General features: G+C 46.0%; 35 protein-coding genes. 3 read left to right on the top strand and 32 right to left on the bottom strand.

What is annotated here, in order from left to right; genetic code table 11:
* Positions 1-64: 64 nt before the first annotated feature.
* From PL9214_RS15840 to rplC, 32 genes are all read right to left on the bottom strand, one after another.
* A complete protein-coding gene (locus PL9214_RS15840) occupies positions 65-481 on the bottom strand; it encodes a response regulator (RefSeq protein ID WP_072719738.1) in 417 nt (138 codons plus the stop codon).
* Positions 482-743: 262 nt separating this feature from the next.
* Positions 744-1,853 (bottom strand): peptide chain release factor 1, encoded by a 1,110-nt coding sequence (gene prfA / locus PL9214_RS15835; RefSeq protein ID WP_072719737.1) that lies wholly within the window; start codon positions 1,851-1,853, stop codon positions 744-746.
* 193 nt (positions 1,854-2,046) lie between these two features.
* Positions 2,047-2,274: a 50S ribosomal protein L31 gene (rpmE, locus tag PL9214_RS15830; RefSeq protein ID WP_072719736.1), complete on the bottom strand. Its 228-nt coding sequence runs from the start codon at positions 2,272-2,274 to the stop codon at positions 2,047-2,049.
* Positions 2,275-2,361: 87 nt separating this feature from the next.
* Positions 2,362-2,772: a 30S ribosomal protein S9 gene (rpsI, locus tag PL9214_RS15825; RefSeq protein ID WP_072719735.1), complete on the bottom strand. Its 411-nt coding sequence runs from the start codon at positions 2,770-2,772 to the stop codon at positions 2,362-2,364.
* Positions 2,772-3,230 carry a 50S ribosomal protein L13 gene (gene rplM, locus PL9214_RS15820; RefSeq protein ID WP_072719734.1) on the bottom strand — a complete coding sequence of 153 codons (459 nt, stop codon included), beginning with the start codon at positions 3,228-3,230 and terminating at the stop codon, positions 2,772-2,774. Before rplM ends, rpsI begins: the two co-directional genes overlap by 1 nt.
* Positions 3,231-3,326: 96 nt before the next feature.
* Positions 3,327-4,133 carry a tRNA pseudouridine(38-40) synthase TruA gene (gene truA / locus PL9214_RS15815; RefSeq protein ID WP_072719733.1) on the bottom strand — a complete coding sequence of 269 codons (807 nt, stop codon included), beginning with the start codon at positions 4,131-4,133 and terminating at the stop codon, positions 3,327-3,329.
* An 85-nt stretch (positions 4,134-4,218) separates the two neighbouring features.
* Positions 4,219-4,569, bottom strand: coding sequence for a 50S ribosomal protein L17 (gene rplQ, locus PL9214_RS15810; protein WP_072719732.1), 351 nt, complete (start codon positions 4,567-4,569; stop codon positions 4,219-4,221).
* A 151-nt stretch (positions 4,570-4,720) separates the two neighbouring features.
* Complete coding sequence (locus PL9214_RS15805) at positions 4,721-5,680, bottom strand: DNA-directed RNA polymerase subunit alpha (RefSeq protein ID WP_186440374.1); 960 nt, start codon at positions 5,678-5,680, stop codon at positions 4,721-4,723.
* Between the two features lie 136 nt (positions 5,681-5,816).
* A complete protein-coding gene (gene rpsK, locus PL9214_RS15800; RefSeq protein ID WP_072719730.1) occupies positions 5,817-6,209 on the bottom strand; it encodes a 30S ribosomal protein S11 in 393 nt (130 codons plus the stop codon).
* Between the two features lie 92 nt (positions 6,210-6,301).
* Entirely contained in the window at positions 6,302-6,682 is a 381-nt protein-coding gene (rpsM, locus tag PL9214_RS15795) for a 30S ribosomal protein S13 (RefSeq protein WP_072719729.1), read from the bottom strand.
* A 315-nt stretch (positions 6,683-6,997) separates the two neighbouring features.
* Entirely contained in the window at positions 6,998-7,111 is a 114-nt protein-coding gene (gene rpmJ, locus PL9214_RS15790; protein WP_071782548.1) for a 50S ribosomal protein L36, read from the bottom strand.
* A gap of 104 nt (positions 7,112-7,215) precedes the next feature.
* A complete protein-coding gene (infA, locus tag PL9214_RS15785) occupies positions 7,216-7,440 on the bottom strand; it encodes a translation initiation factor IF-1 (RefSeq protein ID WP_008191178.1) in 225 nt (74 codons plus the stop codon).
* Positions 7,441-7,753: 313 nt separating this feature from the next.
* A complete protein-coding gene (locus tag PL9214_RS15780; protein ID WP_139295069.1) occupies positions 7,754-8,326 on the bottom strand; it encodes an adenylate kinase in 573 nt (190 codons plus the stop codon).
* Positions 8,323-9,627 (bottom strand): preprotein translocase subunit SecY, encoded by a 1,305-nt coding sequence (gene secY / locus PL9214_RS15775; RefSeq protein WP_072719727.1) that lies wholly within the window; start codon positions 9,625-9,627, stop codon positions 8,323-8,325. The genes PL9214_RS15780 and secY overlap by 4 nt, the downstream gene beginning before the upstream one ends.
* A gap of 129 nt (positions 9,628-9,756) precedes the next feature.
* Complete coding sequence (gene rplO, locus PL9214_RS15770) at positions 9,757-10,215, bottom strand: 50S ribosomal protein L15 (RefSeq protein WP_072719726.1); 459 nt, start codon at positions 10,213-10,215, stop codon at positions 9,757-9,759.
* A 39-nt stretch (positions 10,216-10,254) separates the two neighbouring features.
* Positions 10,255-10,794 carry a 30S ribosomal protein S5 gene (rpsE, locus tag PL9214_RS15765; RefSeq protein ID WP_072720071.1) on the bottom strand — a complete coding sequence of 180 codons (540 nt, stop codon included), beginning with the start codon at positions 10,792-10,794 and terminating at the stop codon, positions 10,255-10,257.
* 77 nt (positions 10,795-10,871) lie between these two features.
* Entirely contained in the window at positions 10,872-11,234 is a 363-nt protein-coding gene (gene rplR / locus PL9214_RS15760; protein WP_072719725.1) for a 50S ribosomal protein L18, read from the bottom strand.
* A 3-nt stretch (positions 11,235-11,237) separates the two neighbouring features.
* Positions 11,238-11,786: a 50S ribosomal protein L6 gene (gene rplF, locus PL9214_RS15755; protein WP_072719724.1), complete on the bottom strand. Its 549-nt coding sequence runs from the start codon at positions 11,784-11,786 to the stop codon at positions 11,238-11,240.
* A 110-nt stretch (positions 11,787-11,896) separates the two neighbouring features.
* A complete protein-coding gene (rpsH, locus tag PL9214_RS15750) occupies positions 11,897-12,298 on the bottom strand; it encodes a 30S ribosomal protein S8 (protein WP_072719723.1) in 402 nt (133 codons plus the stop codon).
* A 45-nt stretch (positions 12,299-12,343) separates the two neighbouring features.
* Positions 12,344-12,889 (bottom strand): 50S ribosomal protein L5, encoded by a 546-nt coding sequence (rplE, locus tag PL9214_RS15745; protein WP_072719722.1) that lies wholly within the window; start codon positions 12,887-12,889, stop codon positions 12,344-12,346.
* 79 nt (positions 12,890-12,968) lie between these two features.
* Positions 12,969-13,322, bottom strand: coding sequence for a 50S ribosomal protein L24 (rplX, locus tag PL9214_RS15740; RefSeq protein WP_072719721.1), 354 nt, complete (start codon positions 13,320-13,322; stop codon positions 12,969-12,971).
* On the bottom strand, positions 13,322-13,690 hold the full coding sequence (gene rplN, locus PL9214_RS15735; protein WP_072719720.1) for a 50S ribosomal protein L14: 369 nt from the start codon (positions 13,688-13,690) through the stop codon (positions 13,322-13,324). The genes rplX and rplN overlap by 1 nt, the downstream gene beginning before the upstream one ends.
* Before the next feature lie 61 nt (positions 13,691-13,751).
* Complete coding sequence (rpsQ, locus tag PL9214_RS15730; RefSeq protein ID WP_072719719.1) at positions 13,752-14,009, bottom strand: 30S ribosomal protein S17; 258 nt, start codon at positions 14,007-14,009, stop codon at positions 13,752-13,754.
* Between the two features lie 133 nt (positions 14,010-14,142).
* On the bottom strand, positions 14,143-14,364 hold the full coding sequence (gene rpmC, locus PL9214_RS15725; RefSeq protein WP_072719718.1) for a 50S ribosomal protein L29: 222 nt from the start codon (positions 14,362-14,364) through the stop codon (positions 14,143-14,145).
* A gap of 48 nt (positions 14,365-14,412) precedes the next feature.
* Complete coding sequence (rplP, locus tag PL9214_RS15720) at positions 14,413-14,838, bottom strand: 50S ribosomal protein L16 (RefSeq protein ID WP_072719717.1); 426 nt, start codon at positions 14,836-14,838, stop codon at positions 14,413-14,415.
* A gap of 33 nt (positions 14,839-14,871) precedes the next feature.
* Positions 14,872-15,600 (bottom strand): 30S ribosomal protein S3, encoded by a 729-nt coding sequence (rpsC, locus tag PL9214_RS15715; protein ID WP_072719716.1) that lies wholly within the window; start codon positions 15,598-15,600, stop codon positions 14,872-14,874.
* 104 nt (positions 15,601-15,704) lie between these two features.
* A complete protein-coding gene (rplV, locus tag PL9214_RS15710; RefSeq protein WP_072719715.1) occupies positions 15,705-16,064 on the bottom strand; it encodes a 50S ribosomal protein L22 in 360 nt (119 codons plus the stop codon).
* A gap of 55 nt (positions 16,065-16,119) precedes the next feature.
* On the bottom strand, positions 16,120-16,398 hold the full coding sequence (rpsS, locus tag PL9214_RS15705) for a 30S ribosomal protein S19 (RefSeq protein WP_072719714.1): 279 nt from the start codon (positions 16,396-16,398) through the stop codon (positions 16,120-16,122).
* A gap of 71 nt (positions 16,399-16,469) precedes the next feature.
* Positions 16,470-17,333: a 50S ribosomal protein L2 gene (gene rplB, locus PL9214_RS15700; RefSeq protein ID WP_072719713.1), complete on the bottom strand. Its 864-nt coding sequence runs from the start codon at positions 17,331-17,333 to the stop codon at positions 16,470-16,472.
* A gap of 80 nt (positions 17,334-17,413) precedes the next feature.
* Positions 17,414-17,722, bottom strand: coding sequence for a 50S ribosomal protein L23 (locus tag PL9214_RS15695; protein WP_072719712.1), 309 nt, complete (start codon positions 17,720-17,722; stop codon positions 17,414-17,416).
* On the bottom strand, positions 17,715-18,347 hold the full coding sequence (gene rplD / locus PL9214_RS15690; RefSeq protein ID WP_072719711.1) for a 50S ribosomal protein L4: 633 nt from the start codon (positions 18,345-18,347) through the stop codon (positions 17,715-17,717). The genes PL9214_RS15695 and rplD overlap by 8 nt, the downstream gene beginning before the upstream one ends.
* A gap of 14 nt (positions 18,348-18,361) precedes the next feature.
* Complete coding sequence (gene rplC / locus PL9214_RS15685; protein ID WP_072719710.1) at positions 18,362-19,051, bottom strand: 50S ribosomal protein L3; 690 nt, start codon at positions 19,049-19,051, stop codon at positions 18,362-18,364.
* 866 nt (positions 19,052-19,917) lie between these two features.
* Here rplC and PL9214_RS15680 point away from each other — a divergent pair.
* The 3 genes from PL9214_RS15680 (at position 19,918) to PL9214_RS15670 (ending at position 23,606) form a co-directional block, all read left to right on the top strand.
* Positions 19,918-20,394, top strand: coding sequence for an NAD(P)H-quinone oxidoreductase subunit N (locus tag PL9214_RS15680; protein ID WP_072719709.1), 477 nt, complete (start codon positions 19,918-19,920; stop codon positions 20,392-20,394).
* A gap of 112 nt (positions 20,395-20,506) precedes the next feature.
* Positions 20,507-21,799 carry a circadian clock protein LdpA gene (gene ldpA / locus PL9214_RS15675; RefSeq protein WP_072719708.1) on the top strand — a complete coding sequence of 431 codons (1,293 nt, stop codon included), beginning with the start codon at positions 20,507-20,509 and terminating at the stop codon, positions 21,797-21,799.
* A 46-nt stretch (positions 21,800-21,845) separates the two neighbouring features.
* A complete protein-coding gene (locus tag PL9214_RS15670; RefSeq protein ID WP_072719707.1) occupies positions 21,846-23,606 on the top strand; it encodes a R3H domain-containing nucleic acid-binding protein in 1,761 nt (586 codons plus the stop codon).
* Positions 23,607-23,924: the final 318 nt, after the last annotated feature.

Genomic DNA, 23,924 nt, shown 5'->3' with positions numbered 1-23,924 from the left:
ATTTTATTAAAGCCAAACTTTAAATTAAAAAATAATCTATTTATTTTCTATCTAGTTTAACCCTTTAAGTTTTATTATCATCTCTCTCCTTGCTGGCTTTATAAGTTTCTACTGCCTTTTGAATAATGGCTTTAAATGCTTCAGGCTCCCAGGGCTTTGTAATACATTTAAAAATCAAAGTTGATGTTATCGTTTCCGAATCCAACTCTAAAGCATCTTCAGAATAACCCGTTAGTAGAACCCTAATTGTATCAGGGAAACGGTCAGTGACCAGGGTAAAAAACTGGATTCCCGTCATTTCAGGCATACTTTGATCAGAAATAATCACCGCCATTTCTCCTTCTGTATCGAGAATATTCATAGCACTAGAAGGACTATCGGCTCTAAATACCTGAAATTCCCGCCTAAATGTTCGATAGAGCAGATCGAGATTATCTCGCTCATCATCAACCACCATGAGTTTCAGTTTGCTTTGCGGCATATCTTGATCTCTAGGAAACTAAAAATAAAATTAGATAAAATTTGGAGTTTAGGATAACCATTAATTGTAACTTCAATTCTATCTTAAAGCGCGCAAGAGGACTGCATTTACCCCCAAAAATAGGTTCTAGGGAGAAAATATTGAATATGAGTGGTGCTTAATGTCAAAAAAAGGCGAGACTCCGATGAGTTCTCGCACTTGCTGCAATTAGGACTGACTCTGGGAGAACATGATCTCAACAGTAAAGCCAAAACCCCTTGAATTACACTGAAACGGGATTAGATGTGGAGTTTGCTAATTCAGCTAACCGTTCCTCTTGATCTTTAGCAATACAGGCACCCAGTACATTTTCTAAATTTCCCTCCAAAATTGTAGCCAGAGGAAAATTTTCACCTAAGCGATGATCAGTCACGCGATTGTCTTTATAGTTATAAGTACGGATTTTCTCAGAACGTGACCCCGTTCCTACCTGGGAACGACGCATCGACGTTACAGCCTCCTGTTGTTCCCGCAGTTTTGCTTCGTACAACTTCGCGCGTAAAATTTGCATCGCCCGTTCCCGGTTTTGTAATTGACTGCGCTCTTCGGTACAGAAAATCCGAATTCCCGTGGGTTTATGGAACAGGTCAACCGCCGTTTCCACCTTGTTCACGTTTTGACCCCCCGCACCCCCGGAACGAGCCGTTGTCATCTCAATATCCTTGGGATCAATTTCGACGTCCACTTCATCCACTTCTGGCATCACCGCCACCGTCGCAGTAGAAGTATGAACCCGACCACCAGCTTCCGTTACCGGAACACGCTGAACCCGGTGAACGCCTGCTTCAAACTTGAGTTTGCTATAAACGCTATCCCCTTGGATTTCTAAAATCGCTTCCTTAAAGCCACCCATATCCGCCAGAGATTCGCTCACCATACTCACCCGCCAGCGTTGGCTTTCCGCATATCGGGTATACATTCGCACTAAATCCCCAGCCCAAATACTGGCTTCTTCTCCTCCGGTTCCAGCCCGAATTTCCAACATGATGTTTTTCTCATCATTGGGGTCACGGGGTAGTAACAGGATTTTGAGTAGAATTTCCAGTTGGTTAATTTGGGTTTCCAACTCTGCCACTTCCAGAGAAGCCATTTCCCGCATTTCCGGGTCTTCTCCAGCTTCCTTCATAACTTGACGAGCGCCCAGGAGTTGTTCTTGAGCGGTTTTCCAATCTTGATACGCGACCACAATTTCTTCCATTGAGGAGCGAGCTTTAGCAACCCGTTGAAATTCATCCGGGTCGGTGGCAATATCAGGATCAGCTAAACGCAGGGTCAACTCATTGAAAGTTTGTTCAATGGATTTAAGTTTATCAACAAGATAAGCATCAGCCATAAGGTTGTCCTTTGTCAGTTGTCAGTTGTCAGTTGTCAGTTGTCAGAGGCATTGAACCTCTCAATCAAATCAAAGGCTGGGGGAGGGCTGAGTCCAACTTGAAATCAGCACCGAATGCCCTGCCAAAACGGAAAAAGTCAGTTGTCAGTAGAGAAAACTACAGACAACAGACGACAGACAAACGACAACCTCGCTATTTTTGGGCTTGCTTATCATCCATCATGCCGTACTTCCGAAGGAAGCGCTCAACACGTCCTTCCGTATCTAAGAGTTTCTGAGTTCCAGTGTAGAAAGGATGATTTCCTGACCACACATCAACATAAAGCCGAGGCTGAGTAGAACCAACGGTTGTGACTAATTCACCGTTGCAATAAACTTCAGCCTCTGGATACCATTCGGGATGAATACCAGGTTTAGGCATGGCGAGTAATGTTCTAAATTTACAAAGTGTTCAATTACAATTTTAACGGGGATTCTGTTCCCCAAGGGGCGTAAACCTTGTCTCGGTTTACCGTTTGGAGTATTGAGGAGCTTTACGCGCTTTGCGTAAACCATATTTTTTCCGCTCTGTAGCACGGGGGTCACGAGTTAAGTAACCCTCGGTTTTAAGCGGTTTGCGGTTATCCGGGCTAAGTTCACATAAGGCACGGGCTACCCCTAAACGGATAGACTCGGCTTGGCCGGTTAAACCCCCACCCTTGACACTGACCAAAATATCATATTCATTTTCCAGTCCCAGGGTGTCCAGGGGAGCTTTAGCCGCAGACAGATAGCCCATGTTGTATTGCAAATACAAATCGCCCTCTTTACCATTAATCGTCAATTTGCCTGTGCCAGGAACCAGACGAACTCTTGCCACAGAACATTTACGACGGCCCGTTCCCCAATAAACAGCACGGCCAGTATCGGTTGCTTGCATTAATTACCTCCTGTTGGAATTGTATTAATTGTTAAAGTTTCGGGTTTTTGAGCTTGATGAGGATGATCCGGCCCTGCATATACTTTTAGTTTAGTAAACAGGTTCCGCCCCAAGGTATTTTTGGGTAACATCCCTTTAACGGCTTTCTCAATAATTCGTTCGGGTATCCGGGCTTGCAATTTATCAAAGGTTTCGGTTTTCATGCCCCCCGGTCTACCGGAGTGACGGCGATACAGTTTTTGAGTCCGTTTTTTACCCGTCACTTGAACTTTTTCCGCATTTACAATAATCACAAAGTCACCCGTATCTAAGTGAGGGGTGTAAATGGGTTTATTTTTTCCCCGAATAATGCGGGCGACTTCGCTGGCTAAACGACCTAAACGTTGGTCAGCCGCATCAATGACATACCATTTCGGTTCTAGGGATGTTTCTGAAGGAAGGAAGGTTTTTGTGGTCATTCTTGATTGTCCTTAAGTTTAAGAATAAATCGGTTGTGTGGAACAGGCATCTTGCCCGTTAACTGGGGTGTCAGGTCTCTGTTGGAACATCAACCATCAACCCACAACAAATTTAGGAAAAGTATCAAACCAAATAGCCTGATCAAAGGGAAACTCTGGATAACCAACTCGCAATAAACAAAGCCCTTGGGCTGGGGCTGCATATTTAACGACTTCTCGGCGTTCTTGAACCCAGATGTCTCGAAACTCCTCTAAGGAGCGTTCCCCGTTTCCAACCTGTACCAGCAACCCGACTAACAGCCGCATCATTCCATATAAAAATCCACTGGCTTGCACTTCAATATGGATGAAGGGTTCTTGGCGTTGACAACTGACAAATTGTATGTCTACCCAAGCATGGGGGCGGGATGTGCCACTCCGTTGAAAAGCCGATAAATGGTGATATCCCAGTAATTGCTCTAAGGCGGATTGGATTAACTGTTCATCCAAAGGATGATGGTAGTAATGCCAAGTGAAAGGACGGACAAATAAGTTGGGTCGAGGATCTGTATAGAGGGTGTACCGATATCGACGCCATTTGGCGGAAAAGCGAGCGTGCCAAGCGGAGGGAACAGAAGCTGATGACCGAATCAACACATCCTCAGATAAGCGATTGTTGAGAATGGTCGCCCAACGATAAGCTGGGATATGGCTGGGTGCATCAAAGTGCGCCACTTGGGCTGCCGCATGAACCCCCGTATCCGTGCGACCCGCCGCGTGCAGTGTCACGGGAGTTTGAGTTACCGTCGCAATCGCGGTTTCAATTTCCTGCTGTACTGTCCGTTGATTCGGTTGTCGTTGCCAACCTTGAAAGTGAGTTCCCTGATACTGAATCACTAAGGCAATACGCTGTTGATCCATTATTTGTTATGCAATGGAGGGATTAACCCCAGGCTTAACCGTTGACCATTAACCGCCAACCGCCAATCGTCAACAGCACTCAGGGTTCCTACACCAATTCAATAATTGCCATTTGTGAATTATCTCCCCGACGGCTTACGGTTCTAACAACACGGGTGTAACCCCCATTGCGCGAACCATACCGTTCTTGGGCTCCCTCAAATAAGGCATGAACCAGTTGTTTGTCATAGATATACCCCATGGCTTGGCGACGGGCTGCTAAGGAGCCGTCTTTGGCCAGGGTAATCATTTTTTCTGCTTCTGATTGTACCGCTTTCGCTCTAGCTTTCGTGGTGGTGATTCGACCATGACGAATAAGTTCGGTTGCCAGCGATCGCAACAGTGCTTTACGCTGATCCGCAGGTTTGCCCAATTGGGGAACACGACAACGATGACGCATAATTACCTTAAGGTAGAAAATGATTGAGTGGGTTAAATCAGTTATCAGTTATCAGTTATCAGTTATCAGTGCAAGAGTTTAGGGTTATATTTTCTTTTGGCTGATTACTGATTACTGATTACTGTTTACTGAATTCGGTCAAACTAGCTTCTCAAGGTGATGAAGCCGCCGGTTTAGAGGCTCGCTCTTGAGGTAGCGTAATTCCTAAGCGTTTTTGTAACGCCTCGATGACTTCTTCAGCAGACTTCTGACCGAAGTTTTTAATTTCTAATAGGTCTTCTTGAGTATAATCTCGTAAGTCTGCCACTGAGTTGATTTGAGCGCGTTTGAGGCAGTTGTAAGCCCGAACCGACAACTGAAGTTCTTCAATAGGGATTTGGCTGGTCGGATCGATATCATCATTCTGGTCACTTTTAATCGATTCCAGCGTGATATCTTTCAACGGGGTGAACAAATCCACCAGAATATTGGCGGCTTGGCTCAGGGCTTCTTGGGGTGAGAAACTCCCATTTGTCCAAATTTCCATGATCAGTCGGTCTTTTTCTAAAGACCCCCCGACCCGTGCATCCTCAACGGTGTAATTTACTTTTCGCACAGGCATAAACACGGCATCGATTTGGAGAAAATCCAAAGCCGTTGCCTCATCCCGGCTGCGCTCAACAGCCCGATATCCCGTTCCTTTCTCAACTTGGAATTCCATTTCCAAGGTTGCTCCAGGAGCCAGGGTAGCGATATATTGGTTTTTGTCTACTACCTCAACCTCGGACGGTAAATCAAAATGACCTGCGGTTACCGTCGCTGGGCCTTGGACAAGTAAGCGACCGATTTGTTTTTGATGGGTATAGCTTTTGAGAACAACTTCTTTGAGGTTGAGCAGAATTTCCAAAACATCTTCCCTAACCCCTGTAATCGTTGCGAACTCATGATTAACACCAGCAACCCTGACTGATGTAATCGCTGATCCTTCTAAGTTCGAGAGTAAAACCCGTCTTAGGGCATTACCAACCGTTGTCCCTTGACCCCGTTCTAAAGGTTCCAAGACAAATTTTCCGTACTGACTCCGGTCTGTATCAGTGTTCGATTCAATACACTCAATCTTAAACTGCGCCACCGATGGACCTCCCTTCTCCATTGAACCCCAAAATGAATTGACAGTATAAGGCAAAGAATGAAACTAAGCGTTTTGGTTCATTCTTGCTAGTAGAGACGCGACCCACGTGCACCTGTACAGCTTTGCACAACTGCACTTAAACTCGACGTCGTTTGGGGGGACGGCAACCATTATGGGGAATTGGAGTAATGTCTCGAATCAGGGTAATTTCTAAACCAGCCCCTTGCAACGCGCGAATCGCGGTTTCCCGACCCGCACCCGGGCCACTGACCATGACTTCAATCTGACGCATTCCCTGATCATTGGCTCGGCGTCCCGCGTTTTCTGCTGCGGTTTGTGCAGCGAAAGGAGTCCCCTTTTTAGCCCCTTTAAATCCTGTAGACCCGGCAGAGGCCCAAGAAATGACCTCTCCATTAGGGTCAGTAATCGTTACAATCGTATTGTTAAAGGTGGATTGGATGTAGGCTACCCCATTGGGGACGTTACGTTTTTGCTTTTTAGGCCCTGTTTTTTTCGTTTGTCGCGCCATAGTAATCTCGTTTACGATTTTCTTGTTCTGTGAATTCAGAACGCTGCTGGAGTTTAATCAGCAGTTTCTGTCGTTGGAAACGCCCTGCCTAATTATTTCTTAGCGGCTGCTTTTTTCTTGCCCGCAACGGTACGGCGAACGCCTCGACGGGTTCTAGCATTTGTCCGTGTGCGTTGACCGCGCACAGGCAGACCTAGACGATGACGACGCCCCCGATAGGTACCAATATCCATGAGGCGTTTAATATTCATCGCCTCCATCCGTCGCAGATCCCCTTCCACCTGATACAGTTGAACGGCGGCGCGTAGGGCTGCAACATCAGCATCACTCAAATCTTTAACGCGGATATCAGGATTGACACCCGTGTCTTTGATGATTTGTTGAGACCGTGAAAGTCCAATTCCATAAATGTAAGTCAGACCGATTTCAACACGTTTATCCCGTGGAAGGTCTACTCCGGCTATCCGTGCCACAATGAACGTCTCCCTTTAAAATGTACAATCACAACAATGCCTAAATCATGCAGTAGAATGATAGGCAATTAATTGATCCCCAATCGGCTGAAGGGCTTGAGCCCTGAATGCAAGTTGAAGCTACGGTTTAGATGGATACTGCACACTCTTTCGCGTGGGAAGGAGCATAATTGTAGCTACTCCTTAAAGACTTAACCAGGATCTAGGCGGGTTCAAAGCTAGGCGTGAATCGCAGCAGTTTGAAATCTTGAGTCTGTTTCGTTTTCCTGTGTTCAGGAAGACCCAGAGCCAGTCCTCGCCGAATCACCCAGGGTGTTAGCCTTGGCGTTGCTTATGCTTGGGGTTAGAACAAATCACCATCACTCGTCCTCGACGGCGAATGACGCGACACTTTTCACAAATTTTGCGGACTGATGCTCGAACTTTCATGCCAATTTGGGCGACACTACAACAAATTTATTATTATATCACTGAAAACCTGATTTTTATCTAGTCTAACCCTTACCCCAAAGGCTAAGGGATAAGATTTCAATCTATTTTTTGCGTAGACGATAGGTGATTCTGCCTTTGGTTAGGTCATAGGGGGTTAATTCTACTTTGACGCGATCTCCCGGCAAAATCTTAATGTAATTCCGACGAATTTTGCCCGAAATGTGCGCCAAGACATTAAACCCATTATCCAAGTCTACGCGAAACATAGCATTAGGAAGGGATTCAGTGACTGTCCCTTCCATTTCAATGAGATCTTGTTTAGCCAAGTTATTTTTACCTCAATTCAACAATCTGTCCCCTCGATCAACAGAAGACCGAGATTTGCTCCTCTGACGACGTTTAGAAATTCGAGTTCAAACGCATTTCTTAACAGATTTTATCAAAAAATTGAGCGTAATCTCTGTTTTTTGTCAATCTCTTTCCTTCAATTCCTGGGGAAATCTAGGGTAAACCAACGGCTGAGGGGAGATGTTGACTCGTAAGGTAGGAGGAACTTTAGTCCAAAGAGTTGCTCTTCGATCCATCTGGCTGCTGGAAAACTTCGGGAAAAAGTTTACACTTCAAGAACCCGGAAATCTCCTAAGCAGAAACAATCTGGCTCAAATCCTCAGTCACTTCATCAATAGAACGGTTTCCATCGATGTGATAAAGCTGATCTCGATCCTGATAATAATCAATTAAGGGAGCCGTTTGTTCCCGATACACTTGCAAGCGGTGACGAATGATTTCCTCATGATCATCCTGACGTCCTCGGGCTAACAATCGCTGTACCAGAATATCATCAGGAACATCTAAGTTAATCACTCGAAGCTCTCTGACTAATTCTTTCGGGTGACTGTCAGCCGGGATAATTGTGGTTGCCACGAAGTCCGCTTGAGAAATGTTTCGGGGAAACCCATCTAAGATCCAACCGTTTTGAGCATCAGATTGTTCAAGACGATGGACAACCATATCCAAGATCAAATCATCAGGGACTAATTCCCCTTGATCCATATAATCCTTAGCTTTTTGACCCAGATCAGTTTCTTGACTGACATGAGTGCGTAAAATTTCACCGGTCGAGATATGAGGCACTGTAAACTTGGCAGAAATCTGGCCTGCTTGAGTCCCCTTTCCCGACCCTGGAGGGCCTAGAAAAATCAAGTGCACTATCGTTTCACCATTCCTTCATATCGTTGAGAAATCACGTAGGTTTGTACCTGTTTAGCCGTATCAATGGCTACCCCCACCAAAATCAGCAGAGAGGTGGCGCCAAAGCCCCGGAAAGTAGGAACTCGTGTAGCACTCTCAACGATGGTTGGGATAATGGCAACTAACCCTAAAAAGATAGCTCCCAAAAAGGTCAAGCGATTCAAAACCCGCTCAATATACTCACTGGTAGCGCGACCTGGACGAATACCCGGAACACTAGCTCCCATTTTCTTAAGGTTCTGTGCCATATCTATAGGATTCATAATTAATGAAGCATAGAAATAGCTAAAGAACACAATCAGGAATAAATAGAAAATGGCATAGAGCCAAGGGGAACCACTTGGCGTTAAAGCGGTTGCTATGTTAACCAGAATCGGATTGTTTGTAAATTGAGCCAGGGAAGCCGGTAAGACCAAAACCGCCGAGGCAAAAATAATCGGCATCACCCCGCCTTGATTTAAGCGCAGAGGCAGATAGCTGGTTTTTTCTCGGTATAATTTACGACCGACTTGGCGACGAGCAGAAACGATCGGAATTCGTCGTGTTCCTTCCTGAACAAACACAATCCCCACGATCATCGCTAGAAAAACGATTAACAGCAGAATCACCCGACCCACAATCGCCTGATCTCCGCTTTGAGCTAACTCAAAGGTATTACCGAGGGATGTCGGTAATACGGCCACAATGCCCAGAAAAATCAGTAAAGAAGCACCGTTGCCAATGCCGCGTTCAGTAATTAGTTCCGAGAGCCACATGACAAACATTGATCCGGCTGCCAGGGCAAGAACCACTTGAACTTGGAATAGGATGCCGGGATTATCCGCAAAGGGATTAATCCAAATGGCAATCCCCACACTTTGTAACAGGGCCCACCCTAAAGCGACATAACGAGTAATTTGAGAAATCTTCCGGCGTCCGGCTTCTCCCTCATTTTTTTGTAAATCTTCGAGACTGGGTAAAGCCGCCGTCATCAATTGCATGATGATGGAGGCATTAATATAGGGCAAAATCCCCAGTGCAAAAATTCCCAGAGCCGATAGTCCGCCTCCAGAAAATAAATCAAGGAATCCAATCACCGGACTATTCTGAATTGCCGCAGAAAAACTGGCCCGATCAATTCCGGGAATGGGGATGAATACCCCCACACGCACCAGAATGAGTAAACCAATGGTGACTAAAATCCGACCTCTTAGACCAGCAGCTTGTGCCATCTGCAAGAAGGTTTCCTGTGCAGTTGGCGCTTTGTCTCGACTAACGACCATGAAGGACGACCTCAATCAGTAATCAGTTGTCAGTTATCAGTAATCAGTTGTCAGTTATCAGTAATCAGTTGTCAGAAGTCAGTTTTTAGTTAACAATTGACGACTATTAACTATTAACCTCTTAAGGATTTACTGATTACTATTGACTGGTAACTGACAAGTCCCACCTGCGGCTTCAATTTTGGTACGGGCTCCTTGGGTAAAGGCTGCCGCTTCTATCCGCAGTGCCACATTCAGTTCCCCATGCCCTAAAATTTTCAGAGGGCCACGAGATCCTGTTAAGAGTCCCGCTTCTAATAGGGAATTCAGGGTAACTTCAGTATTAGCACTCAGGGATGCCAACTGACCTACATTAATCGTAGTGTATTGTTTACGATTAACGAGAGGGAAGCCTTTAAGTTTAGGAAGGCGACGATAGAGAGGATTTTGACCTCCTTCAAAGCCAGGGCGGGTACTGCGACCGGAACGAGAATTTTGACCCCGCATCCCTTTTCCAGAGCTTGCGCCTTGACCAGCAGAGATCCCACGACCTAGGCGACGACCGCGTTTGCGAGAGCCTGGTTTGGGTATAGCATCGTTGAGTCTCATGATTGCTTCTACTTGAACTGTTTCAGATGAATAATGGAATTAGGCGTAAAGATGCTCAATGGGAATGCCCCGCTCTTTGGCCACGTCTGCAAAGGTTCGTAATGATTTTAAAGCATGAATTGTGGCTCTGGCATTATTCAGAGGGTTGCTGGAACCGAGTTGTTTGGCTAAGATATTGCGAACCCCTGCTAATTCCAAAACGGTACGCACCGCTCCCCCAGCAATTACCCCTGTCCCCGGAGCAGCAGGACGCATCATGACTTGAGCGCCTCCCCCTTCACCATTAACCGGATGGGGAATCGAATTAGATTTAGTTAAGGGAACTTCTACAACGTTTTTACGACCGTCTGCCACCCCTTTTCTCACGGCTCCGATGACATCGGCGGCTTTACCGACACCGACACCAACCTGACCTTTTTCATTACCAACAATCACCACAGCCCGGAAGCTGAGTTTTTTACCGCCTTTGACCACTTTAGTAACCCGACGGATTTGGACAACCCGTTCTTGCCACTCAGTTTCTTTTTCTTTGGTGCGATTACTTTTTTTACGACGCTGCTGTTGCTGCTGCTCTGCCATAGTTTTAATATCCTGAACAACTTTTACGATTGAGGGGTTGACTGTTAACTGTTGAAACACCACCACAGCCAACCTGATTAGAAGTCTAGTCCAGCTTCTCGGGCGGCATCGGCTAAAGCTTTGACACGACCGTGATAGATGTATCCACCCCGATCAAAAACAACCTGTTTGATGCCTTTAGCTACAGCGCGTTCAGCAATTAACTGGCCAATTTTGACAGAAGCGTCGCAGGTTGAACCTGATAAATCTTCGGATTTAAAACCCGGTTCCACCGTAGAAGCCGCAACTAAAGTGTGATGTTTGGTATCATCTATCACCTGCACATAAATATGCTGGTTGGAGCGAAACACTGCTAATCTGGGACGTTCAGCAGTGCCAAATACCTTGACCCGAACTCTGCGATGACGACGATCACGGGATTCTTGACGAGTTAGTTTCATAGTTTATTTTTTCCCACCCTTACCAGTTTTACCAGCTTTACGTCTAACCACTTCGCCTTGATAACGAATGCCTTTGCCTTTATAAGGTTCTGGGGGACGCACAGCCCGAACGCGGGCGGCCATATTGCCGACAATTTCTTTGTCAATCCCGCTAATAATGACGTTCGTGTTATTTTCAACAGCAACGCGAATGCCTTCAGGCGGTATCATTTCTACGGGTTTACTGTAACCCACATTTAACACCAGGTTTGTCCCTTGCACGGAAGCCCGATAACCCACCCCTTGGATTTCTAAACGTCGTTCAAACCCATTAGAAACCCCTTCGACCATATTAGATACAAGGGTTCGACAAAGGCCATGACGCTGACGAGCAGTCCGGGATTCGGAAGCTCGTTTGACATTGACGGTTTCTCCGTCCTGTTCCACTACGACTTCCGGGGGGAGAACACGAGAAAGCTCACCCTTGGGGCCTTTAACAGTCACGTGTTGACCATTAATGGTAAGGGTGACTTGCTTAGGTACGGAAATTGGACGTTTACCAATTCTAGACATAGTTATCTATTTGTTGACAGTTAACGGTTGACAGTTGACGGTTGACAGTTGACGGTTGACAGTTGACAATGAACACCTCAACAGTCAACAGACAACGGACACTCTTACAACTACCAAATGTAACAAAGCACTTCACCACCGAGTCCTTGACGTCGAGCTTCTCGGTCGGTCATCACCCCGCGAGATGTAGAAATAATGGCTACGCCAATTCCACCTAAAACGCGAGGGAGTTCTTTGCGGTTGCGATACACTCGCAAACCCGGTCGGCTGACTCGCTGTAACTTCTGAATGGTGGGAGCCTTCGTTTTAGAGTTGTACTTGAGAGAGACAACCAAGTATTTTTTAATGCCTTCGCCAGTTTCTTCAAAATCCCCAATAAAGCCTTCTTGTTTAAGAACTTGGGCAATACTACGGGTCATTTTTGTAGAAGGAATTTGTGTAGTTTGATGCCGCGCCATGCAAGAATTGCGAATGCGCGTCAACATATCCGCAATGGTATCGTTTGCCGCCATAGTTTCCTCGTTACTTTAAGTTACAGGCAAGATGCCTGTTCCACACTAGCTGTCCCGGAAGGGCATTCCCATTTCTTTGAGCAAGGCTCGCCCTTCTTCGTCGGTTTTGGCTGTGGTCACAATTGCAATATCTAAGCCTCGAATTTGATCAATACTGTCATAGTTAATTTCAGGAAAGATCAATTGTTCTCGGACACCCAAACTGTAATTTCCTCGACCATCAAAGCTTTTGCCACTGACACCGCGAAAATCACGAATCCGAGGCAAAGATAAATTGATCAGTCGATCTAAGAAGGCATACATCCGGTCTGAACGTAAGGTTACCATCACACCGACGGGCATTCCTTTGCGAATTTTGAACCCGGCAATGGCTTTTTTAGCGCGGGTGACAACGGGTTTTTGTCCCGTAATCACAGCTAATTCATTGATGGAGGACTCTAAAGCTTTGGCATTTTGAGAAGCTTCGCCTAAACCCCGGTTGACAGTGATTTTAACAATCTTAGGAACTTGATGGATATTTTCATATTTGAACTGATCCATCATTTTGGGAACGATTTTGTCCAAGTAGATCGTCTTGAGTTTAGCTACCATAGTTGTTGCTCTTTATGAACCCTGGGCTTTGTCAGGATAATTGTTGACAGTTGACAGTTAACCGTTAACAAACAACGGTTTAATCAATAATTTCACCAGTTTTTTTCAACATTCTCACCTTGCGGCCGTCGTCGGTAAAGGTATAACACACCCGACTGGCAACGTTTTCTTTGGTGGAATAAAGCATGACGTTAGAACTATGAATCGGAGCTTCAAAGGTCGTAATTTGACCGGATTCACCCTCTTGACGAGGTTTAACGTGCTTGGTTCTCACGTTAACATCTTTAACAACGACTTTGCTCACTTTAGGGAGAACTCGTAGGATTTCTCCCACCTTCCCTCTATCGCTACCCGTAATCACCTGCACGGTGTCGCCTTTTTTAACGTGCATTTTATAACGTTGGGATTTGTCGGATGTTGTTTTCTTGGACATTAAAGAACCTCCGGTGCAAGAGAAACAATTTTGGTGAAATTCTTATCCCGTAGTTCCCGCGCTACAGGGCCAAATACACGAGTTCCTCTGGGATTCCCATCGGCGTTGATAATCACAGCCGCATTGTCATCAAACCGAATACTCATGCCACTATCCCGGCGTAAACTATGACGAGTCCGAACAATTACAGCCCGAACCACATCGGATTTTTTGACCGCCATATTGGGGATAGCATCTTTAACAACAGCAATGATGACATCACCAATGCCGCCATAACGACAGTTGCCACCTTTTAAAACGCGAATACACATTAATTTTCGTGCACCGCTATTGTCAGCAACATTCAGAATCGTTTGAACTTGGATCATAGTCTTATTTTTTCCCTCTCAGGTATGACGATTCCTTATAGAGAGTTGAAAGCTCAAGTCTCTACAGATCAGTTTTGCTTTTATCGCTTAGAATTTCGACCACATTCCAGCGTTTGGTTTTACTTAAAGGACGAGTTTCAGAAATCCGAACTCGATCTCCTTCTTGACAATCGTTATTTTCGTCGTGGGCTTTATATCGTTTCGTTTTAACGACAATTTTGCCGTATTTAGGATGGGGAGAACGGTTTTCCACCGCTACAACCACCGTTTTATCCATTTTGTTACTAACGACCAAGCCAACTCGTTCTTTTACTGCCATTGCTGTACTCCAAAATCAGTAATCAGTTGTCAGTAATCAGTAATCAGTTATTAGTTATTAGTTATCAGTTGATAAGGAGTAACGATTAATATCAGCTATCAACAATTAACCCTTGACTCTTCACTGATAACTGTTAACTGTTAACTGATAACTGATTACTGATTTGGCGTTCCCGCTCCACCGTTTTCAATTGAGCTAAACGATGGCGAATATGCTTAAATTCATGGGTTTTTTCTAAACGCCCTGTCGCTTTGAGTAAACGAAGGTTAGCCAGTTGTTTTTTGACTTCTAAGATTTGCTGAGACAGTTCTTCATCATTCAACTGTCTTGCTTCTTCGATTTTAGGAAAAGACATAACTGAGTCCTTTGGGGTTGACAGTATCGACTACTGTTAACAATAGATTTACTGAGCTTCTTCCTCAACGGAACGGGCAATAAACTTGGTTTTAATCGGTAATTTAAATGCCGCTAACCGCATTGCTTCCCGTGCAATTTCTTCGGAAACGCCTGCAATTTCAAAGAGCACCCGACCGGGTTTGACCACAGCGACCCAATATTCAGGCGCCCCTTTACCCGAACCCATCCGGGTTTCAGCAGCCCGCATCGTTACAGGTTTATCCGGGAAAATCCGAATCCAAATTTTGCCACCCCGACGAATATAACGGGTCATGGCTCGTCGAGCCGCTTCAATTTGACGGGAGGTAATCCAACAGGGTTCTAAGGCTTGCAGTGCAAAATCACCGAAGTTTAGATCATTACCGCGAGTGGCTTGACCTTTCATCCGGCCACGCTGTTGTTTGCGGAATTTTGTTCTTCTGGGACTTAACATGATCGTGTTCGATTTGGGGTTTGATGTTTCTCTTTATCCTTCGTTAGAACGGTCGTCATATTTCTGACGACGAGGTTGCCGATTTCGACGAGGTTGAGTTGTCGTTGAGGCAGCCACTTCTTCTTGTCCCGGAATAATTTCGCCCTTGAAGACCCAAACTTTAACACCCAGAATGCCGTAGATAGTCAAGGCGGTACAGTAGGCGTAGTCAATATCAGCCCGCAGGGTATGCAGAGGAACTCTGCCTTCACGAGTCCATTCGGTTCGGGCAATTTCTGCACCGTTTAACCGACCACTGACTTGAATTTTGATCCCTTCAATTCCGGCTTTTTGTGCCCGTGTAATCGCCTGACGCACAACTCGACGGAAGGAAACCCGTTTTTCGAGTTGTTGAGCGATATACTCAGCAATCAAGGTGGCATCGGCATCAACGCGGGCAACTTCCACCACATTGATCCGAATTTGACGATGTGACCCTAGTTTTTTCTGAAGGCCGAGGCGCAGAGATTCAATCCCTGTTCCCCCACGACCAACCACAACACCAGGTCTAGCGGTTTGGACTTCTAAATCAATTTGATCGGCTTTGCGTTCAATGCGGACTTTAGAAATCCCAGCATTGTTGAGTTCCTTACGAACAAATTCCCGAATGGTATGGTCTTCTTGTAACAGTTCAGGATACTGTTTGGAATCAGCAAACCAACGAGATCTATGCTCTTGGGTAATTCCCAGTCGAAACCCAACAGGATGAATTTTTTGTCCCATAGCAGATTAAGGGTGAGGTAGTTTCAATTCTCGTTTCAATTCTCGTTTCAATTCTCGAATCGAAAAGAGTTAAGCTTTTCCATTCCTTGATGTCCTGATAGCTCTTAGCTTTCGGCTTGAGGTGCTACAGCAACAACAATATGACAAGTCGGCTTGCGAATTTGGTAAGCACGGCCTTGAGCGCGGGGTCTAAACCGTTTAATCGTTGGGCCTTGATCGGCGTAAGCTTGAGAAATCACTAAGTTCGCTGGATCTAATCCCTCGTTGTGTTCTGCGTTAGCGACCGCCGAGCGCAAAACCTTGAGAATCGGCTCACAAGAGCGATAGGGCATGAATTCCAAGATGATCAAAGCTTCTCGATAGGATCGTCCCCGAATCTGATCTAAAACTCGTCTTACTTTGGAGGGTGACATCCGAATGTAACGAGCGATCGCTTTTACTTCGGCGCTAGTATCTATAGCCATAGTTCATGTTAATTCCGAGTCGGCATTCAATGGAGTTTTCAGCGTCGCAACTCTTCTAACGGCGGGCTTTTTTGTCACTTTTAGCGTGACCCCGAAAGGTGCGAGTTGGAGCAAATTCCCCTAATTTGTGACCCACCATTTGATCCGTAACAAACACAGGAACGTGTTGTTTTCCGTTATGGACGGCGATCGTATGACCGACCATCTGGGGAATAATTGTGGATGCTCTTGACCAAGTTTTGATGACTTGTTTTTCTCCCTTGGCATTGAGTTTTTCAACTTTGCTCAGGAGATGATCCGCCACAAAGGGGCCTTTTTTGAGTGAACGAGACATACAGTAATCAGTTATCAGTTATCAGTTATCAGTTGTCAGTAATCAGTTATCAGTCGATTACTGATTACTGATTAAGTTTGCCGTCCACCTTTACCCCGTTTCGAGGATTTCCGACGACGACGAACAATTAAAGCGGTACTGCGTTTTTTCTTGTTGCGAGTCTTCGCCCCTAATGCGGGTTTACCCCAAGGTGTTACAGGGCCAGAACGACCGATAGGTGCGCGTCCTTCTCCACCACCATGAGGGTGATCCACCGGGTTCATGACGCTACCGCGAACTTCAGGACGACGACCTTTCCAACGGGTGCGACCCGCCTTCCCAACACTGATGTTACGCGCATCAATATTGCCGACTTGTCCGATAGTGGCGTAGCATTTCGCCGGAATTTTTCGTTGTTCCCCAGACGGCAGTTTGAGGGTGACATAGCTCCCTTCTTTTGCCATAACTTGAGCCGTTGCACCCGCAGCGCGAACGATTTGTCCTCCTTTACCGGGAACTAACTCGACGTTATGCACTTCTGTCCCTAACGGGATTTTAGCTAAAGGCAGGGCATTGCCGATTTCAATCGGAGCTTCGGGGCCAGAAATAATGACGGTTCCCACTTTGAGCCCAAGGGGATGCAGGATATAGCGTTTTTCGCCATCGGTGTAATACACCAAAGCGATCCGAGCATTCCGGTTGGGATCGTATTCAATCTCAGCAACTTTAGCAGGGATATTGTGTTTATCCCGGCGGAAATCAACGATCCGATACAGTTTTTTATGTCCGCCTCCCCGATGGCGACAGGTAATCACGCCTCGGTTATTGCGCCCTTTATCCCGGTGTTTGGAAACCGTTAAAGAAGGCTCAGGTTCAGAACGGGTAATTTCTGCAAAATCGGAAACGGTATGTTGGCGAGTGCTGGGAGTATAGGGTCGGTATGAACGAATTCCCATATTTGATCCTTAGATTCTAAATCAGTTATCAGTTATCAGTTATCAGTTATCAGTTGACAGACAACAGACAACAGACAACTTTATACCTCTGGGAACAGGACTTTCCGCAGAGGTTCCCCATCCTCCAGGGTGATAATTGCCCGTTTGTAGCCCGTTTTGTACCCAACAAACTTACCGACCCGACGACGTTTACGAGGCGGAATATGGGTATTAACGGCTTTGACTTTAACGGGGAATAACAGTTCAATGGCTTGTTTGATCATGGGCTTGGTCGCCTTGCGATCAACATCAAAGGTGAACTGATTCAGTTCCATTAACCTTGTGGCTTTTTCGGTCACAATGGGGCGCTTGACCAAATCAATCAGATCGCCGGTATTATGTTCACTCACCGTAAACCTCCTGAATTTTGGCAAGGGCAGCAGTTGTGGTTACGATTTTGTCGGCTGCGAGCACATCATAAACGTTAAGGCTATCCGCCAAGCACATTCTCAGTTTGGGAATGTTCCGACCCGATAGATAAACGTTGGGTTGTTTCTCAGGTAACACCAACAGCACTCTAGCTTCGGGTTCAACGCCCCAACGGGTCATCGCCGATACTAAGTCTTTGGTTTTGGGTCGAGAAAACTGATCGGCAAATTCTTCAACGACAACCAGATCTTCAACACGACTTTGAAACGCTGTCCGCAATGCTAACTGTCTTTCTTTGCGGTTCATTTTTTGAGAATAATCTCTGGGTTTTGGCCCAAAAATTACCCCACCGCCTCGCCATAAGGGAGAACGAATGGAACCCGCCCTAGCGCGACCGGTTCCTTTTTGACGCCAAGGCTTACGGCCACCCCCCCGAACTTCTGAACGGGTTTTAGTGCTGGCTGTACCTTGACGCGCATTTGCCATTTGCCGCACTAAGGCTCTATGGACAACGTGGCTGGCATTTTCTTCGGATGCGACTTTTAGGTCAAGGGTGGCTTGTCCTACGCTTTCACCCTGCCAATTTCGGACTACACAATCAACCATGGTTGTTTTCTCCTCTACTTGCCACCGACTAAGTTAGCGGGTGCGATACTTAACAAACCGCCGGGTTTGCCAGGAACTGCGCCTTTCACTAACAGCAGGTTACGTTCGGAATCAACACGCACAACGGTTAATTTGCGAGTGGTGACTTGGCTGGCTCCATAGTGTCCAGCCATGCGTTTTCCGGGGTAAACCCGTCCTGGGGTGGTTCCAGGGCCGATTGAACCGGGAAGACGATGGTTTTTTGAACCGTGAGCCATAGGGCCCCGTTTAAAGTTATGGCGTTTTTGATAACCCGAAAAACCACGACCCATGCTGGTTCCACTGACATCCACCAGTTGTCCGGGGGTGAAAATATCCGCCTTCAGTTGTTGGCCTAATTCAAAGGTTTCGGGATCGCTAACGCGATACTCTTTGAGGTGGCGCAGCATTGTTCCACCAGATTTGGCTAAATGCCCCTGTTCCGCATTACTGAGATACTTATTGACCTCTTTGTTGGGAGATTTAGTCGTATTAAGCTTGCGTTTTTTATCAGGAACTTCACCGTATCCTAGTTGAATAGCGGTGTAACCATCCGTTTGTTTGGTTTTAATCTGGGTAATAGTGCAAGGCCCTGCTTGAATCACGGTAACGGGAATAGCTTTTCCGCTTTCCGCTTCAAACACTTGGGTCATGCCGACTTTTGTGCCGAGGATACCTACAGACACTTAAACTAGCCTCTCTTTTCTACGCATTACAATAAAGTTCGGATCGACCGTGAGGAAGAATCCGCTTGCTGAAATGAACAAGACATGATTTAAAATGCCTTGTGGATGTTTAAACACACCAAAATAGTCTCCCACCGTTTAAGGAGGATAAACCCTTGGGAGTTTAGAACAGTTTCAGGCTATCAACAAGTTTTAAGCTGTTTGCGGATCAAGGATTTCCCTCGATTCTGCCTGTATGTCGCTGGGACTTGAGCAGCAAGCTACTCAGTATCCTGTGGGTTACAGATCTTTAATCCCATGCAGATGACTGGCTTGCGCCAAGCTTGTTTAGGGTTTAAAGTCAGCCTTGCTGCTGTTTTCTGACCGATTCGGCTTAACTGCTTAACTATTTTTGCCCAATCGCTGATTCATGGGGGCTAACAACGTTAACGCCATGAATTAAGTTCAGTCTTTAGAAAGTTAGCAGCATCTTCCCGATTAGCGACAATTTTTGATTGTAGGGTAATTTTTACCAACTGTCAAGAACGAATCGCGACTTTGATAAGATTTTTAATTTAACTCAGGGGAGTTAGGTTAAGGGTTGTTTCACCACTAGGGACAATTGGAAAAGCAAGAGCAGTCTTGATGAGTGAGTTGGTTGACGGGAGATTATCGAGAATTTGGGTCTAAAACCCCGTGCTTTGAGCATCGGCTTTGGATTAAGATAGAGAGGATTGAAAGGTTTGAGTATTGCTCGAAAGAGATACGGTGCTTAAAGGTCAGTCGCTGAATTAAGAATCTCCGCGCGTTTACGCGCCGAGAGTGTCAAGTCAAAATATTGCAAGCGAAGATAACAAAGATTTAGTAAAGAGGTTTATTATCGAGTTATGCCACTGATTACAACCGGGAGCAAACTAATTCGAGATTTAGAAACATACGGAGCTTTAGGACTGTATGTTCCCCTAGAAGGGGGGTTTGAGGGGCGGTATCGTCGTCGGTTACGAGCCCATGGATATACAACCTATAACCTGTCTGCACGGGGACTCGGAGACTTAGCCGCGTATTTAACGGGAGTTCATGGGGTTCGTCCTCCCCACTTAGGCAAAAAAAATAGTGGGAATGAAGCGGCTGTTGGCAATGTTTATTATGTCCCCCCCATTTTAAATACACAGTTAGATCAACTTCCCCCTAAATCCAAAGGTTTAGTGCTTTGGATCATTGAAGGTCATATTTTGTCCAGTCAAGAAATCGCCTTTTTGACACAACTCCCCCAACAAGAACCCCGTGTCAAGTTGGTAGTGGAGATGGGAGGAGCACGAGTCGTGCAATGGACACCCCTTAAAGATGTTAATGTTGCCGCTTGAAGAGTGCTCTTATTTTTGAGGTTGATATTAAACCGAATGAGTTGGGTAAACACCCAACTTATTTTTTTTAGATTGCCTCAAAAATTTAGATGATGAACCCTTTTGCTTCGTTATGATAGAAAGAGTGAACACTTATGATTCCCCTTTAACGGCATTGCAACAAGGTAACTGGTTCAAACTTATCTGCGGAGCGAGTTACCAGCACTTGCCTGCGGTCAGAAGTTTAACCTTGGCTTACACCTTAGCAGGTGCAGACTGTATTGATGTAGCTGCTGACCCAGCCGTGATTGCCATAACCCAGGAGGCTTTAACACAAGCCGAAGCTTTAGGCGAACAAGCTCAAGCTTTAGGATTTAGTTATCGCTATCGTCCTTGGTTAATGGTCAGCCTCAATGATGGTGAAGATCCCCATTTTCGTAAAGCAGAATTTGAAGCAACCGCTTGCCCATCCAGTTGTAGGCGACCGTGTGAAACTGTTTGTCCGACGGGGGCAATTACCTTTTCTGACGTAAAATCCGGCATCATCGATCAACTCTGTTACGGCTGTGGACGTTGTATTCCGATTTGTCCCAGTGATTTAATTTATGCCCGGTCTTATGTCTTCCGCCCCGATGTAATTGCACCCTTAGTCTTACAAACTGGAGTAGACGCCCTGGAAATTCATACCCAAATTGGACGAGACAAAGACTTTAAACGGTTGTGGAGTAGTATTCAACCCCATCTAGCCCAACTCAAACTGGTTGCCATTAGCTGCCCTGATGGGGAGGGTGTAGTTGAATATCTCCAAACCTTATATGACCTAATCAGCCCCCTTTCCTGCCCCTTAATTTGGCAAACTGATGGGCGTCCAATGAGTGGAGATATTGGGGTGGGTACAACTATCGCTAGTGTCAAGTTGGCTCAAAAAATTTTAGCTGTGAATTTACCGGGATATGTACAGCTTGCGGGTGGCACAAACGATTATACTGTAGCCAAGCTCAAATCCCTTGGGCTTTTACAATCATCTGGTACCGCTTATCCGCCTGTGTATCCCAACTCCGTTTTGGCTAATTCCGAGCAACCGACTCAAGCGTTTCTGAAAAACGGGATACGGTCAATGGATGACGCTAGTTTCGACAGGCTCAACTACCAACATCGGGTGGCGGGTGTCGCCTATGGAAGCTATGCCCGTGTCCTGTTATCACCGATTTTAGAACAGTTAGAATCCCGGTCTACCCTAAAACTCAAAGCCGAATCTGTTTCTGGGGAAGAACGAATCACCCAAACCTATAAATCTTTGAGGGAAGACGAGATCGTTCAACAAGTAGAGACAAGCCCGGTCACATATACGCTTGAAGCCAACCCTGACTTGCTGTGGCAAGCGGTAGGTAAAGCTTCCACCCTAGTTTCCCAACTCAAATCATAACTGATAACTGATAACTGATAACTGATAACTGATAACTGTTTTGAGTATGCAAATTACAGACGACCTGAATAGATTACTCGAAGTTGTTCCCGATGAAATTCGGCAGAATTTGCAGCAGCATCCACAACGAGACAGTTTGATTGAGATTGTGATGGATTTAGGCCGTCTTCCAGAAGCCCGTTTTCCGTCTAAAGCCGAATATCTCTCAACTATTCCCGTCTCCTTAGAAGATCTGGAACATTGTATTTCACAAATTGGAGAGTTTAGCGGTGATAACCGAGCAGGACTCTCGCAAACCCTACATCGGATCAGTGCCATTCGCAACCGTACCGGAAAAATTATTGGTTTAACCTGTCGGGTCGGTCGAGCGGTCTTTGGCAAAATTGGCATGATCCGGGATTTGGTAGAAACGGGTCAATCTATCCTGATGCTAGGTCGTCCTGGAGTTGGAAAAACAACAGCATTGCGAGAAATTACTCGTGTATTGGCGGATGAGTTAGAAAAGCGGGTGGTGATTATTGACACGTCCAATGAAATTGCTGGAGATGGCGATATTCCTCATCCTGCCATTGGCAGAGCCCGGCGGATGCAAGTCGCACGTCCTGAACTGCAACATCAAGTCATGATCGAGGCTGTGGAGAACCATATGCCGGAAGTGATTGTGATTGACGAGATTGGTACAGAACTCGAAGCATTAGCGGCTCGCACCATCGCAGAACGGGGGGTACAGTTAATTGGCACGGCTCACGGCAACCGCATTGAGAACTTAATGAAGAACCCTACTTTAGCAGACTTAATTGGGGGAATTCAAGCGGTAACGTTAGGGGATGAGGAAGCTCGGCGCCGGGGTTCGCAAAAAACGGTATTAGAACGGAAAGCACCCCCCACCTTTGATATTGCCATTGAAATGTTAGAGCAACAAAGGTGGGTTGTACATGAATCTGTTTCGACCACCATTGATCATCTGTTACGGGGACTGCAACCGACGTTACAAGTTCGGACGCTTAATGATGAGGGTGAGGTTAATATTTTTGAAGAACGATATACTCCCACAACTCCGGTTTCTATGGAAGGACGCTCGGCCCTCAAACCCCGTGAGCCTGTGGCTGCAATACCCGGTCTGCGAGGGTTGCGAGGTTCAGGGAAAATGATGGCCGTTCCCCCAACTCCCCTAGGAAAAGCCAGGGAAGATACAGTATCAGAGTCTCAATATTTTGAAGAACTCCTAGAACAATCGTTTTCTGGGGTCACACCTCTGCATACTGATGAAGAATTCCCTTTTATCAAGACTATCGGGGAAGGTTCATCTTTAAATATTTATCCGTATGGGGTTCCTCGTCATCAAATTGAACAGGTGATCCAAACCCTTTCTTTACCTGTAATTTTGACCAAGGATATTGATAGTGCGGATGTGGTGTTGGCGTTGCGATCGCATATTCGGAATCAATCTAAACTGCGCCACATGGCAAAAACCCGTCAAGTTCCAATTCATACGATTAAATCAGGAACACCCCCTCAAATTGCACGAGCGTTGCGGCGTTTATTGAATATGGAAGATCCCAGTACCCCAGAAATTGCGGATTTGAGTTTGTTTACAAAGAGTGGTTCTTCGGATGAAATTGAAGCGTTAGAAGAAGCACGTTTAGCAGTGGAACAAATTGTGATTCCGAAGGGACAACCGGTGGAATTACTTCCTCGGTCTCCGCAGGTTAGGAAAATGCAGCATGAATTGGTAGAACATTATCGCTTGAAATCTAATAGTTTTGGAGAAGAACCCAACCGTCGTTTGCGAATTTATCCAGCTTAGAATTCAAGCAAGGAAGGGGGGACAAGGGGACAAGGGGACAAGGGGACAAGGGGACAAGGGGACAAGGGGATAAGGGGACAAGGGGACAAGGGGATAAGGGGATAAGGGGACGGGGGGAAGAGGGGACAAGGGGACGGGGGGAAGAGGGGACAAGGGGAAGAGGGGACAAGGGGATAAGGGGATAAGGGGATAAGGGGATAAGGGGATAATGGGGATAAGGGGACGGGGGGAAGAGGGGAAATAATAGACACTCCTTCGGTGAAACCTGAAACCTGAAACCTGAAACCTGACACCCGATACCCATTAACCGTTAACCGT

Origin of the sequence: Planktothrix tepida PCC 9214, assembly GCF_900009145.1 — a bacterium.
Lineage (GTDB): Bacteria > Cyanobacteriota > Cyanobacteriia > Cyanobacteriales > Microcoleaceae > Planktothrix > Planktothrix tepida.
Note: the sequence above shows the minus strand (reverse complement) of the source record. Positions and strands in the feature narration are given on the sequence as shown.